Source organism: Gilliamella sp. G0441 (assembly GCF_050589305.1).
In the GTDB taxonomy this organism is placed as follows: Bacteria; Pseudomonadota; Gammaproteobacteria; order Enterobacterales; family Orbaceae; genus Gilliamella.
This window is the reverse complement of sequence record NZ_JBNRJF010000009.1, coordinates 1-13,330: the sequence shown is the minus strand read 5'-3', so window position 1 is coordinate 13,330 and position 13,330 is coordinate 1. Positions and strand designations below refer to the sequence as shown.

The window sequence follows — 13,330 nt, the reverse complement described above, 5'->3', positions numbered from 1 at the left end:
GTGATCAAGGATTTTAAAATGACCAAATTTGCAATGGTATTTCCAGGACAAGGTTCACAAGCGGTAGGTATGCTAAAAGATCTTGCTGATAATTATCCAATTGTGAAATCAACTTTTGATGAAGCTTCACAGGTATTAGGCTATGACTTATGGACACTAGTACAAGACGGTCCAGTAGAAGAATTAAATAAAACTTGGCAAACACAACCTGCGTTACTTGCTGCATCTGAAGCAATTTATCGGGTATGGCAGAGTGTAAATGGTGCACAACCAGAATTTATGGCAGGTCATAGTTTAGGTGAATATTCGGCATTAGTTTGTGCAGGTGTTATTGATTTTAAAGACGCTATCAAATTAGTTGAATTACGTGGACAACTAATGCAAGAAGCTGTACCAACAGGTACAGGTGCCATGTATGCAATCATCGGGCTCGATAATGAGTCAATTCGTAAAGCATGTGAACAAGCCGCTCAAGGCCAAGTTGTTGCACCCGTTAATTTCAATTCACCGGGTCAAGTTGTTATTGCTGGTAATAAAGAAGCGGTTGAACGTGCTGGTGCTTTGTGTAAAGAAGCGGGTGCGAAACGCGCATTACCTCTTGCTGTCAGTGTTCCTTCTCATTGTGCATTAATGAAACCAGCGGCAGATAAATTAGCAATAGCATTAGAAAACATTACTTTTAATACGCCAAAATTTGCGGTAATTAATAATGTTGATGTTAAAGTTGAATCATCTGCAGATCAAATTAAAGCAGCACTTATTGCTCAGCTTTATAGTCCTGTTCGATGGACTGAAACAGTTGAAGAAATGGCAAAACAAGGTATAACACTTTTAGTTGAAATGGGACCAGGTAAAGTATTAACAGGATTGACTAAACGTATTGTTGATTCATTATCTGCTTGTGCAGTCAATGATAAAGCTTCTTTGGATGTTGCATTAGAAAATACTAAATAAAAATTTAAAAGAGGTAGTTATGAACCTATCAGGAAAAATTGCTTTAGTTACAGGTGCAAGTCGCGGAATAGGTAAAGCAATTGCAGAAAAATTAGTTGCATGTGGTGCAACAGTTATTGGTACAGCAACAACAGAAAAAGGTGCTGAAGCAATAAGCCAATATTTAGGCTCACACGGTAAAGGTTATGCTTTGAATGTGACAGATGAATCATCGATTGAATCGGTTATTGGCGCAATTAAAACAGAATTTGGTGATATCGATATTTTAGTTAATAATGCAGGTATTACTCGTGATAATCTATTAATGAGAATGAAAGAAGATGAGTGGCAAGATATTTTAAATACCAACTTAACTTCGGTTTTTCGTCTATCAAAAGCTTTGATGCGAACAATGATGAAAAAACGTTATGGTAGAATTATTACTATTGGTTCTGTTGTGGGAACGATGGGTAACGCCGGTCAAGCGAATTATGCTGCAGCAAAAGCAGGTTTGATTGGTTTTAGTAAATCGTTAGCTCGTGAAGTTGCGTCTCGAGGAATTACAGTAAATGTTGTAGCACCAGGATTTATTGCAACTGATATGACAGAAGCACTTACCGAGGAACAGAAAGCTTTAACATTAGCACAAGTCCCTGCGGGGCGTTTAGGTGAACCTGTTGAAATTGCTAATGCTGTTGCATTTTTGGCATCTGATGAAGCATCTTACATTACAGGCGAAACTTTGCATGTCAATGGTGGCATGTATATGGTGTAATTGATTTGAATAGTGTAAAATAAGTTAATATTTTGACGATTCGAACAAAAATTAAACAATTGGGTTGAAAAATGGTTTGCATCTTTTTCAACATTTTATAAACTTACATTCACCGCCACTTTCGGCGATTTTTATAGGAAAAAAAAGAGTATGAGCACTATTGAAGAGCGAGTTAAAAGTATTATTGTTGAGCAACTTGGTGTAAAAGAAGACGAAGTAAGAAACGAATCTTCTTTTGTAGAAGATCTTGGCGCTGACTCTCTTGATACAGTTGAACTTGTTATGGCTTTAGAAGAAGAATTCGATACAGCGATTCCTGACGAAGAAGCTGAAAAAATCACAACTGTTCAATCAGCAATTGATTATATTACTGCAAATCAATAATTTTAGCTGAGTTTTCGTGATAGGCGGTCAACTGATCGCCTAGTTCGTATTTATGTTTTTAACTTGTTGAAACATAATCGGCTTGGTATTCATTTTTAGAAAACTCAATGTAAAATTATCATTGATTCAAATTTCATCTCAATCCTTTTCTGGAGGACAATGTGTCTAAACGCAGAGTTGTTGTTACTGGAATGGGCATGATATCTCCAGTTGGTAATACAGTTGAATCCACTTGGCAAGCTTTATTAGCCGGTCAAAGTGGTGTTGAACTCATCGAACACTTTGATACAGCCCCTTTTGCAACGCGCTTCGCCGCGATGGTTAAAAACTTTAATGGCGAAGATTATAATATTTCACGTAAAGATGCACGTAAAATGGATTATTTTATCCAATATGGCATAGCCGCTGGTATTCAAGCAATGCAAGATGCTGGCATCGAAATTACGGAAGAAAATTCAGAACGTATTGGTTGTGCTATTGGTTCAGGTATTGGTGGTCTTGGATTAATTGAGGAAAACCATAGCGCGCTAATTAATGGCGGGCCACGTAAAATTAGCCCATTTTTTGTCCCATCTACTATTGTAAATATGATTGCTGGTCATTTATCTATCATTTATGGATTAAAAGGCCCAAGTATTACTATAGCTACCGCTTGTTCTTCTGGTGTCCATAATATCGGGCATGCAGCAAGAATGATTGCTTATGGTGATGCAGATGGTATGCTTGCCGGTGGCGGCGAAAAAGCAAGTACACCACTTGGTATTGGCGGATTTGGTGCGGCACGTGCATTATCAACTAATAATGAAAATCCTAAAGCTGCAAGTCGACCTTGGGATAAAGATCGTGATGGTTTTGTACTTGGTGATGGCGCAGGAATCATGTTCTTAGAAGAGTATGAACATGCTAAAAAACGTGGTGCAAAAATTTACGCAGAAGTTGTCGGTTTTGGAATGAGTGGCGATGCTTATCATATGACTTCACCTCCAGAAGATGGCAGTGGTGCGGCCTTAGCGATGAAATGTGCAATCCGTGATGCTGGTATTACACCTGAACAAGTTGGTTATATCAATGCGCATGGTACATCAACTCCTGCTGGTGATAAAGCTGAAACTCAAGCAGTGAAAAGCGTTTTTAAAGAAAATTCAAGCAAAGTAATGGTCAGTTCAACAAAATCAATGATTGGTCATTTACTGGGTGCAGCTGGTGCTGTTGAATCAATCTTTACTGTACTAGCATTGCGTGATCAAGCTGTACCGCCAACTATTAATTTAGATAATCCTGATGACGGATGTGATCTCGATTATGTACCTCATACAGCTCGTCAAGTTAAGAATTTAGAGTATGCACTGTGTAACTCGTTTGGTTTCGGTGGAACTAATGGTTCAGTGTTATTCAAAAAAATCTAATTTCTTATTCTGAAATTATTCGTCGGTAATTTTTATTATCGACGAAAGCCTTCCTGAAAATTATTTTAGATGTGTTAAATCTTATCGATAAAGAGAATAAGAATATTTATATAGCATGTGTTATAATCTGAAATAAATTTTAAAGCAATATCATTACTGGAAATTATGGCAGAACCTCAATTTATTCATCTCCATTTACATAGCGATTTCTCAATGATCGATGGAATTGCTAAAGTTGGTACATTAGTAAATGAAGTGAGCAAGTTACAGATGCCAGCCTTTGCAATTACGGATTTCACTAATCTTTGTGGGCTAGTAAAATTTTATGGTACAGCAATGTCAAAAGGTATTAAGCCTATAATTGGCGCTGATCTTGCTATAAAAAATCAACAAATGCCAGATGATATTTTTCGCTTAACTTTACTAGCAGCCAATAATGATGGATATAAAAATCTTACCTTATTGATTTCCAAAGCTTATGAAAGAGGTTACATCGGTGATATTCCGGTTGTTGATCAAGAATGGTTAACAGAGTACCGATCAGGATTGATTGTTCTAGCTGGTCGTGAAAGTGACGTAGGTATTGGTGTTATCCGTAATAATCAAGCAATAATTGACAGTGCTGTCCAATTTTATTGTGAAAACTTTAAAGACCATTTTTATTTTGAATTAGTACGCACAAAGCGTGCTAATGAAGAGCTTTTTATTCATAGTGCAGTTAAACTTGCTGAACAATATACATTACCTGTTGTGGCAACTAATGATGTAAGATTTTTAGTTCCTTCTGATTTTGAAGCTCACGAAATTCGTGTTGCCATTCACGATGGTAACACCCTTGAAGATCCTAATAGACCAAAACACTACTCAGCTGAACAATATTTACGTTCAGAACAAGAAATGTGCGAACTGTTTTCTGACATTCCAGAAGCATTAGAAAATAGTGTTGAAATAGCCAAACGTTGTAATGTGTCGATTCGATTAGGGGAGTATTTTTTACCTAAGTTCCCAACAGGGAATATGTCTACAGAAGATTTTTTAGTTCACAAATCACGTGAAGGTTTGGAAGAAAGATTAGAACTTTTATTTCCTGATCCTAACGTTAGACAACAAAAACGACCAGAATATGATGAACGTTTAGAAACCGAATTAAACGTAATCAACCAAATGGGGTTTCCTGGCTATTTCCTGATCGTTATGGAATTTATTCAGTGGTCTAAAGATAATGATATTCCTGTCGGTCCGGGTCGTGGTTCAGGGGCTGGTTCTCTTGTTGCTTATGCACTTAAAATAACGGATTTAGATCCGTTAGCCTTTGATTTACTTTTTGAACGTTTTTTAAATCCTGAACGGGTATCAATGCCAGATTTTGATGTTGATTTCTGTATGGAAAAACGTGATTTAGTGATTGATCATGTTGCTGACATGTACGGTCGAGATGCGGTTTCACAAATTATTACATTTGGTACAATGGCTGCTAAAGCCGTTATTCGCGATGTGGGGCGAGTGCTTGGGCACCCTTACGGATTTGTTGACCGTATCGCAAAGCTCATACCTCTTGACCCCGGAATGACCCTAGCAAAAGCGTTTGAACTCGAACCTCAATTGCAAGAAATTTATGATAATAATGAAGATGTCAAATCGTTAATTGATATTGCCAGACAATTAGAGGGGGTGACACGAAACGCAGGTAAACATGCTGGTGGGGTCGTGATTTCACCAACTAAAATTACTGATTTCTCGCCGATCTATTGTGATTCTGAAGGTCATCATCCTGTTACACAATTTGATAAAAATGATGTCGAATATGCTGGACTAGTCAAATTCGACTTTTTAGGTTTACGCACATTAACCATTATCGATTGGGCAATCAAAATGATTAATGAGCGTCAAGCTAGAGAAGGTTTAGAAACGGTTGATATTACACGCATTCCGCTTGATGATCAGAAATCGTTTGATTTACTGTTAAATGCTGAAACAACCGCGGTTTTCCAGCTTGAATCGCGTGGTATGAAAGATCTCATCAGACGTTTAAAGCCTGACTGCTTTGAAGACATGATTGCATTAGTCGCATTATTCCGACCTGGACCTTTACAATCGGGCATGGTGGATAATTTTATCGATCGTAAACATGGTCGTGAAGAGGTGTCTTACCCCGATATTAATCATCAGCACGAATCTTTAAAACCTATATTAGAACCTACCTATGGTATTATTCTCTATCAAGAACAGGTCATGCAAATAGCACAAACGTTATCTGGTTATACCTTAGGTGGTGCGGATTTATTACGTCGAGCTATGGGTAAGAAAAAGCCAGAAGAAATGGCTAAGCAACGTTCTGTATTTAAAGAAGGCGCTGAAAAGCAAGGCGTTGATGGTGAACTGGCTATGCGAATTTTTGATTTAGTTGAAAAATTCGCAGGTTATGGTTTTAACAAATCGCATTCGGCAGCTTATGCACTTGTTTCTTATCAAACTCTCTGGCTAAAAACACACTATCCGGCAGAGTTTATGGCAGCAGTTATGACGGCTGATATGGACAATACAGATAAAATCGTTGGTCTGGTCGATGAATGTCTACGCATGGGACTCAAAATTAATCCGCCCGATATTAACAGTGGCTTGTATCATTTTCATGTGAATGATAAAGGTGAAATTGTTTACGGTATTGGTGCAATAAAAGGTGTGGGTGAAGGTCCGATTGAGGCAATAGTTGAAGCGCGTAATAGTGGTGGATATTTCAAAAATATTTTTGAATTATGTGCCCGAACCGATATGAAAAAAATTAACCGTCGTGTTTTGGAAAAACTCACCATGGCAGGCGCTTTTGACAAATTAGGACCCCATCGAGCAGCGATTTTAAATAGTATTAACGATGCTATGCAAGCAGCGGATCAATATGCTAAAGCACAAGATATTGGTCAAGAAGATATGTTTGGGGTTTTAGCTGAAGAGCCAGAACAAGTTGAACATGCTTATGCTGCTGTTCCAGAATTGCCAGAGCAAGTTTTACTTGATGGTGAACGTGATACTTTAGGACTTTATTTAACTGGGCATCCAGTTACACAATACTTGAAAGAGTTAAATCGTTATGCTGGAGGTTTACGGATCAGTGAAGCTTCTCCAACGGGTTGGGGAAAAATGGTTACTTTTGCCGGTATTGTTGTTGATGCAAGGGTTCGCATTACCAAGAAAGGGAATAAAATCGGTTTATTTACCTTGGATGACCGCTCAGGTCGTATTGACGGTATGCTTTTTACTGATGCACTGGAAAAATTTGAGCATCTATTGGTTAAAGATAAAATTTTAATTGTTACCGGTCAAGTCAGCCATGATGATTTTAATGGTGGATTCAAAATGACGGTACGTGATATGGTCGACTTAAAGGATGCTCGGGCGAAGTATGTTAAAGGTTTGGCCGTGACATTAACGGACAGTGAAGCTGATAGAGCTATGTTGCAGCGTTTACAACAACTATTTGAACCCTATCGGCATGGAAGTGTACCTGTAAATCTTTACTATCATAGGGATGATTCTATAGTAAGAATACAATTTGGTACGACTTGGCGAGTTATTCCAGAGGATGCCCTAATTGTAGAGCTTAAAACCTTGCTAGGTAATGATCGTATTGAATTTGAATTTTAGGAAAATTATAAAAAAATTCTTTTTTCTAAGAAATAAAGCAAAGATATAAATCTACATTTAAAGATAAAAATAAGTTGTTTATTATTAATGATGCTGTCGATAGCTTATAAATGTAGATGACTTTAATTAGTATTACATAGTAAAATTGACTTAATTTTATTTTAAGAATTAGTCTTTATACTATATTACGTAATGTATTTATAAGAAATACAAAATAAATTAAGAGGCAATCATAAGCGTTATGAACAATTTTTTGGAATTTGAAAAGCCGATAGCGGAATTAGAAGCAAAAATTAATTCCTTAAAGAATATTGATTCACAACAAGTTGAATTAGATATCAATTTAGATAAAGAGATCAAACAATTAAATAAAAAAAGTCGTGAACTGACAAAAAAAATATTTGCAAATTTATCCCCTTGGGAAATTGCTCAATTAGCCAGACATCCAAATAGACCTTACACGTTAGATTATATCAAAGAAATTTTTACCGATTTTGATGAGCTAGCTGGTGATCGTGCTTATGCTGACGATAAAGCAATTGTTGGTGGTATTGCTCGTATTGATGATCGACCAGTAATGGTTATTGGTCATCAAAAAGGTCGTGAAACAAAACAAAAAATATATCGTAACTTTGGTATGCCTGCGCCTGAAGGTTATCGAAAAGCATTACGTTTGATGCAATTAGCTGAGCGTTTTAAGTTACCCATTATTACTTTTATTGATACACCAGGAGCATACCCGGGTATTGGTGCTGAAGAACGGGGACAAGCTGAAGCGATAGCTAGAAATTTACGCGAAATGTCTCGTCTTAAAGTACCTACTATTTGTACTGTTATTGGTGAAGGCGGTTCTGGTGGAGCGCTTGCGATTGGTGTTGCTGATAAAGTGAATATGTTGCAGTACAGTACTTATTCGGTTATTTCTCCTGAAGGGTGTGCTTCCATATTATGGAAAAGTGCAGACAAAGCTCCTGTTGCTGCTGAAGCAATGAATATGACCGCAGATAAATTGTTAAAATTGAATTTAATCGATTCAGTTGTACCTGAACCTCTTGGTAGTGCTCATCGTGATTATGTAGCTGTATCAGCTTCTCTAAAAAAACAGTTGATAAATGATCTTGATGAACTTGAAGCAATGGATTTATCCGTTTTACTTGAAAGAAGATTTCAACGCCTAATGAACTATGGTTATGCTAGATAATCATATTGGAATATTATTATTATGGAAAAAAAGACAGGTTTAAAACGTTTAATTAATGCAACAAAATACTCTTTTAAAGGGTTTAAATCAGCGATAAAATATGAAACCGCATTTCGTCAAGAATTATTGTCGCTGATTGTGGCTTATATCGTGGTCATGTTAATTGATTTTACTATATATGAACGTATTTTATTATTGGGTTCAATTGGTGTTGTGATGATTGTTGAGCTTATTAACAGTGCTATTGAATGTGTGGTAGATAGAATCGGTAGTGAAAGACATGAGTTATCTGGTCGAGCTAAGGATTATGGATCTGCGGCCGTATTTTTATCGTTATTATTGACGGTAATTTTATGGATTTACTTATTTTCCTGCCACTTTTTTCCCTAAACTACTTCTAAATCATTAATAATTGAATGATAAAAATGCGAGTTAAATACTCGCATTTAGTTCAGTTTTTTATTCCGATACTAGCTCTTTAATGGTGAAGTTCCCTGTTTTTTCTATATCCAACGTCTCTTTTAACCATGGCATAATTGATTGCATTTGCTCGTGTAGCTTCCAGGGGGGATTAATTACAATCATGCCAGATGCCGTCATTCCTTTTTGATTGTTATCAGGTTTTAATGCAAGCTCAAATTGTGAAATTCGTTTAATACCTAAATTCACAATTCCATCAATCATTTTTTGTGTTTGTGTTCGAGATACAACAGGATACCAGATGAGATAAATACCAGTTGCAAATCGTTTGTAAGCTTCATATATTGCCGTTGGTATTTTTTGATAATCATCTTTGATCTCATATGAAGGATCAATTAATATTAGTCCTCGGCGTGAATCGGGAGGTAACTTTGATTTTAATTGTGCAAAGCCATCTTCACGTAATACTCTTGCGCGTTTATCCTTATTAAATTCCTGCCTTAACAAAGGATAATCGGTTGGATGTAATTCTGTAAGATTAAGTTTGTCTTGTTCCCGAAGTAGTTGTTTAGCAATGAGAGGTGAACCAGGATAATACTTTAAAGTATCAAATGGATTGTAGCGCTTAAGAATTGATAGATAAGTATTAATTTGTTCTGGAAGATCTGGTTGTTGCCATAATAAATTAATCCCAGATAAATATTCTCCCGTTTTTTCAGCATGTTCACTTTTTAATAGATATCGTCCTGCACCACTGTGAGTATCTAAATATATAAAGGGCTTTTCCTTTTCTTTCAATGATTCAATGCATAGTGTTAATACAATATGTTTTAAAACATCGGCGTGATTGCCGGCATGATAGCTATGACGATAACTTAACATGACAAATTTAACCTCTTTTGTTCATTATTCTGCATATAAAATGTTGTTAATGCTAAACACAATAAGCATGGTACCTCCATCAATTCTTCAATAAGATCTTTTCGCTCTTTATAAATGACTAAAAATTGATGACCTATTCGGTAATGTTCGGCTATATCTGCTATTCCTAAGAAAAGAAAAGCTAAAAATATATGCCAAAAAGGGATTTTTTCAAATTTATAACGACGAGCGATTTCACGACGAATTGTTGGCAAAAATAGAGTAAGTAAAGGCATCGCAATAATAATAGTTGCAATAATTTTGTAATAAAATCGAGGAACTCCTGGAAAAAAATCACGTCCCCAACTAATGCCACGCCCAAAAAGCATAAACCACCAAAATATAGTCCAAATCCAAAACATATGAATATCGGGGGTGCTAGTGACTCGTTTAGCATAATGCCAAGTATATAAACACATTGATAATAAAAATAGTGATTGAATGTGTTCTATCAAGGTGACTGCTAATCCGTTGTATAAAGGTATGTAATAATTACCAATAATGTAGAAAAAAATGCCAAGAATAATAATAAATATTGAGCTTTTATAAAAATGAAAATCGAGTTTGCACATATAGTGTCTTATTCTGAAAATAACATTTTAAGTTTGAGTATAGTACCGCATTTGCGACACAAATAACTAATTTTATTATATTGAATTTTATTGTGCCTTATTTTTGATAGATGATGTTCTTGGCACTCACAAAAATATAAATAATATTCACGTTTTACCTCAAAATTGTGAGTGGTTTTTGGTCTTTTACCCAATACATTTGACATAACATGTTGCCATTCTTTCCCATGGGGTTTTACTTTGCCAAATTTCTTAAAAACAATCAGATGCGCTAGCTCATGGGGCAAAACTTCTTCTATAAATACTTGTCCATTGTCGGCAAGCATTGTTGAATTCAATTGGATTTCCCAACGCATTAGAAAAGCACTTCCAGCTACACTTCCTTTAGGTTTGTAGATTATTTTAGGTTCTGAAAATTGAGTATTTAGCAATTGATTAGCTTGCGCTAAGTGTTTTCTTAGGCAAGCTATTACTTGGTTATGCAAATTTATGGGGATACGTTTAAAGTCCGGCTGCATCTCGTAATAGAGCCGCTTTATCTGTTTGTTCCCAAGGGAAAATATCTCGTCCAAAGTGACCATAACTTGCTGTTTTTTGGTAAATTGGTTGAATTAAATTCAACATTTTAATCAGTCCATAAGGTCTTAAATCAAAAAATTCCTTAATTAATGCAACAATTTTATCATGCGCAATTTTTTCCGTGCCAAATGTATTAACATAAATTGAAGTTGGATTTGCAATACCAATTGCATAAGATAGTTGTAATTCACATCTATCAGCTAATCCTGCAGCAACAATATTTTTTGCAACATAACGTGCGGCATAAGCAGCTGAACGGTCCACTTTTGAAGGATCTTTACCAGAAAAAGCACCACCACCATGACGAGCGGCTCCACCATAAGTATCCACAATTATTTTACGTCCAGTTAACCCACAATCCCCCATAGGTCCGCCAATAACAAAGCGCCCAGTTGGATTGATGAAATATTTAGTTCTGGAAGTTAACCACTCAGCTGGTAAGGTTGGTTTGATGATCTCTTCCATTACCGCTTCATGTAATGCATTTTGTTCAATATCTTCTGCGTGTTGGGTGGATAAAACAATTGTATCAACACCTTTAATTATGCCATTTTCATAAATTAATGTTACTTGACTTTTGGCATCAGGTCTTAACCATGGAAGTATTCCTTTTTTTCTAACTTCAGCTTGTCGATGCATAAGATCATGAGCATAACTGATTGCAGCTGGCATAAAGTTTGGCATTTCATTAGTTGCATAACCAAACATTATTCCCTGATCACCTGCACCTTGCTCTAAAGGATCCTCACGATCAACACCTTGGTTAATATCGGGCGATTGTTTTCCAATTGCATTTAAAACAGCACAAGAATTAGCATCAAATCCCATTTCTGAACTGGTATATCCAATATCACTAATTGTTTTTCGGGTTAATTCTTCTATATCTACCCATGCTGAAGTTGTAATCTCGCCACCAACTAATGCCATACCTGTTTTTACATAGGTTTCACATGCAACACGAGCTTTCGGATCTTGCTTTAAAATAGCATCAAGTACCGCATCCGAGATTTGATCGGCAATTTTATCTGGATGACCTTCTGAAACAGATTCAGAAGTGAATAGAAATTCTGACATTTAATACCTTCTTAAATTCATTCGTACGAATAATATATAAACTCAAAATAAAATTTATTTTAGCAGTTTTACCATCTAGACGTCTAGTTAAAAAATCTTTCCAATATAGCAATGACACTATTAGCTAGTAAATTTACTTGCATTAATTTTTAATCAATTTACGATAGTCCTCGTTTTTATTTATCTGTTAGCTAAACATCATAAAAAATATGAAAATAAAAAATACAACACCTACAGTGCTAGTGTTTGATTCCGGTATTGGTGGATTATCGGTATATAATGAAATTTATAAGCAGATGCCGAATCTACATTATATTTATGCATTTGATAATGAAATGTTTCCCTACGGCGATAAGTCGTCCGAATTTCTTATTGATAGAGTCAACTCTATTATAGAACATATTTCAAACAATTATTTAATAGATATAGCTGTGATTGCATGCAATACTGCAAGTACTATTTGTTTACCAAGCTTAAGATCAAAATTTTCTTTTCCTATTGTTGGCGTTGTTCCTGCGATTAAACCAGCTTGCCAAATTACCCAAAACAAATGTATTGGCCTTTTGGCAACGAAGGCAACCATTGAACGCGCCTACACTACAAATCTAATTCAAGAATTTGCAACTGACTGTACAGTTAAACTACTTGGATTATCTGAACTTGCAATAATTGCAGAAAATAAATTACAAGGTATCGGCGTAGATATAAATCAATTACAGACATTACTCGCTCCGTGGCTTTCTGGCCCTGTTATACCCGACACCATTGTATTAGGTTGTACGCATTATCCATTTATTAAAGAAGAGTTAGAAATACTTTTTCCTAATACCACTTTTATTGATTCAGGAAATGCTATTGCTGCGAGAGTTTATAATTTACTAAACGAACAATTTGATTTAGATACGATAAACACTCAATCTAATGAGAATATTGTAATAAGTACTAACTATAATAAACATGTTGAAAAATTAGCTGATAATTTAGTCAAATATAATCTTAATAAATATCAATCCATTAATATTTTATGTGCTTAAAGCTTGCTCGAACGGTGTAAAGATCGTTTTTTTTCGCTTGTAAAAAAAAATGAAGTGCCTATAATGCGCATCCACTGACACGGCGTCAGCGAAAGCAGGCGGAACAAGAGGTTAGTGAGCAGGATCAAAAATTTTGAAAAAAGATCTTGACGAATAAAAAGGTGTAGCGTAGTATACGCAGCCCTTGAGACAGTAAAAGCGAAAGCGAAAAAAATACTGTCAGCTCTTTAAAAAGAAGAAACAGACAATCTGTGTGGGCACTTGCGAGACGAAAAATTAAAAGTCTACGGACTCAAAAAATTAAGTCTTGATAAGTGACACTGAAGATTCATTTGAATATGTCAGAAACAGTTATTGAGCATCAAACTTTAAATTGAAGAGTTTGATCA

General features: G+C 35.8%; 12 protein-coding genes. 8 read left to right on the top strand and 4 right to left on the bottom strand.

From position 1 onward, the window contains the following. Nucleotides 1-18 precede the first annotated feature (18 nt). The 7 genes from fabD to ACKJXD_RS08505 all read left to right on the top strand — a co-directional run bounded on the left by fabD (nt 19) and on the right by ACKJXD_RS08505 (nt 8,731). Entirely contained in the window at nt 19-954 is a 936-nt protein-coding gene (fabD, locus tag ACKJXD_RS08535; RefSeq protein ID WP_430876064.1) for an ACP S-malonyltransferase, read from the top strand. Nucleotides 955-973: 19 nt separating this feature from the next. Beyond that, entirely contained in the window at nt 974-1,708 is a 735-nt protein-coding gene (gene fabG / locus ACKJXD_RS08530) for a 3-oxoacyl-ACP reductase FabG (protein WP_220215973.1), read from the top strand. Nucleotides 1,709-1,858: 150 nt separating this feature from the next. Next, nucleotides 1,859-2,092, top strand: a complete 234-nt coding sequence (acpP, locus tag ACKJXD_RS08525) for an acyl carrier protein (protein ID WP_220215972.1) — start codon at nt 1,859-1,861, stop codon at nt 2,090-2,092. Between the two features lie 161 nt (nt 2,093-2,253). Next, complete coding sequence (fabF, locus tag ACKJXD_RS08520) at nt 2,254-3,498, top strand: beta-ketoacyl-ACP synthase II (protein WP_255556769.1); 1,245 nt, start codon at nt 2,254-2,256, stop codon at nt 3,496-3,498. Nucleotides 3,499-3,663: 165 nt separating this feature from the next. Continuing rightward, a complete protein-coding gene (dnaE, locus tag ACKJXD_RS08515; RefSeq protein ID WP_430876063.1) occupies nt 3,664-7,140 on the top strand; it encodes a DNA polymerase III subunit alpha in 3,477 nt (1,158 codons plus the stop codon). 241 nt (nt 7,141-7,381) lie between these two features. Beyond that, nucleotides 7,382-8,341 carry an acetyl-CoA carboxylase carboxyl transferase subunit alpha gene (gene accA, locus ACKJXD_RS08510; protein ID WP_220215970.1) on the top strand — a complete coding sequence of 320 codons (960 nt, stop codon included), beginning with the start codon at nt 7,382-7,384 and terminating at the stop codon, nt 8,339-8,341. 21 nt (nt 8,342-8,362) lie between these two features. Further along, nucleotides 8,363-8,731 carry a diacylglycerol kinase gene (locus ACKJXD_RS08505; protein ID WP_430876062.1) on the top strand — a complete coding sequence of 123 codons (369 nt, stop codon included), beginning with the start codon at nt 8,363-8,365 and terminating at the stop codon, nt 8,729-8,731. A 69-nt stretch (nt 8,732-8,800) separates the two neighbouring features. On the opposite strand, the gene ACKJXD_RS08500 is transcribed toward ACKJXD_RS08505, so the two are convergent. Genes ACKJXD_RS08500 through metK form a run of 4 tightly spaced genes read right to left on the bottom strand, consistent with a single transcriptional unit; the run spans nt 8,801 to nt 11,907 of the window. Beyond that, nucleotides 8,801-9,643 carry a 23S rRNA (adenine(2030)-N(6))-methyltransferase RlmJ gene (locus ACKJXD_RS08500; protein WP_220215968.1) on the bottom strand — a complete coding sequence of 281 codons (843 nt, stop codon included), beginning with the start codon at nt 9,641-9,643 and terminating at the stop codon, nt 8,801-8,803. Next, a complete protein-coding gene (locus ACKJXD_RS08495) occupies nt 9,637-10,254 on the bottom strand; it encodes a hypothetical protein (RefSeq protein ID WP_430876061.1) in 618 nt (205 codons plus the stop codon). The genes ACKJXD_RS08500 and ACKJXD_RS08495 overlap by 7 nt, the downstream gene beginning before the upstream one ends. Before the next feature lie 8 nt (nt 10,255-10,262). Further along, nucleotides 10,263-10,772: a SprT family zinc-dependent metalloprotease gene (locus ACKJXD_RS08490; RefSeq protein ID WP_430876060.1), complete on the bottom strand. Its 510-nt coding sequence runs from the start codon at nt 10,770-10,772 to the stop codon at nt 10,263-10,265. Next, complete coding sequence (metK, locus tag ACKJXD_RS08485; RefSeq protein WP_220215965.1) at nt 10,756-11,907, bottom strand: methionine adenosyltransferase; 1,152 nt, start codon at nt 11,905-11,907, stop codon at nt 10,756-10,758. Before metK ends, ACKJXD_RS08490 begins: the two co-directional genes overlap by 17 nt. A gap of 209 nt (nt 11,908-12,116) precedes the next feature. On the opposite strand from metK, the gene murI reads away from it, so the two are divergent. Next, nucleotides 12,117-12,941: a glutamate racemase gene (gene murI / locus ACKJXD_RS08480; RefSeq protein WP_430876059.1), complete on the top strand. Its 825-nt coding sequence runs from the start codon at nt 12,117-12,119 to the stop codon at nt 12,939-12,941. The last annotated feature ends 389 nt before the right edge of the window (nt 12,942-13,330 follow it).

What these genes read in the sequence shown, in the direction of transcription:
- fabD (WP_430876064.1), top strand. Translation starts at nt 19, where the DNA reads ATGACCAAATTTGCAATGGTATTTCCAGGACAAGGTTCACAAGCGGTA.
- fabG (WP_220215973.1), top strand. Translation starts at nt 974, where the DNA reads ATGAACCTATCAGGAAAAATTGCTTTAGTTACAGGTGCAAGTCGCGGA.
- acpP (WP_220215972.1), top strand. Translation starts at nt 1,859, where the DNA reads ATGAGCACTATTGAAGAGCGAGTTAAAAGTATTATTGTTGAGCAACTT.
- dnaE (WP_430876063.1), top strand. Translation starts at nt 3,664, where the DNA reads ATGGCAGAACCTCAATTTATTCATCTCCATTTACATAGCGATTTCTCA.
- accA (WP_220215970.1), top strand. Translation starts at nt 7,382, where the DNA reads ATGAACAATTTTTTGGAATTTGAAAAGCCGATAGCGGAATTAGAAGCA.
- ACKJXD_RS08505 (WP_430876062.1), top strand. Translation starts at nt 8,363, where the DNA reads ATGGAAAAAAAGACAGGTTTAAAACGTTTAATTAATGCAACAAAATAC.
- ACKJXD_RS08500 (WP_220215968.1), bottom strand. Translation starts at nt 9,643, where the DNA reads ATGTTAAGTTATCGTCATAGCTATCATGCCGGCAATCACGCCGATGTT.
- ACKJXD_RS08495 (WP_430876061.1), bottom strand. Translation starts at nt 10,254, where the DNA reads ATGTGCAAACTCGATTTTCATTTTTATAAAAGCTCAATATTTATTATT.
- ACKJXD_RS08490 (WP_430876060.1), bottom strand. Translation starts at nt 10,772, where the DNA reads ATGCAGCCGGACTTTAAACGTATCCCCATAAATTTGCATAACCAAGTA.
- metK (WP_220215965.1), bottom strand. Translation starts at nt 11,907, where the DNA reads ATGTCAGAATTTCTATTCACTTCTGAATCTGTTTCAGAAGGTCATCCA.
- murI (WP_430876059.1), top strand. Translation starts at nt 12,117, where the DNA reads ATGAAAATAAAAAATACAACACCTACAGTGCTAGTGTTTGATTCCGGT.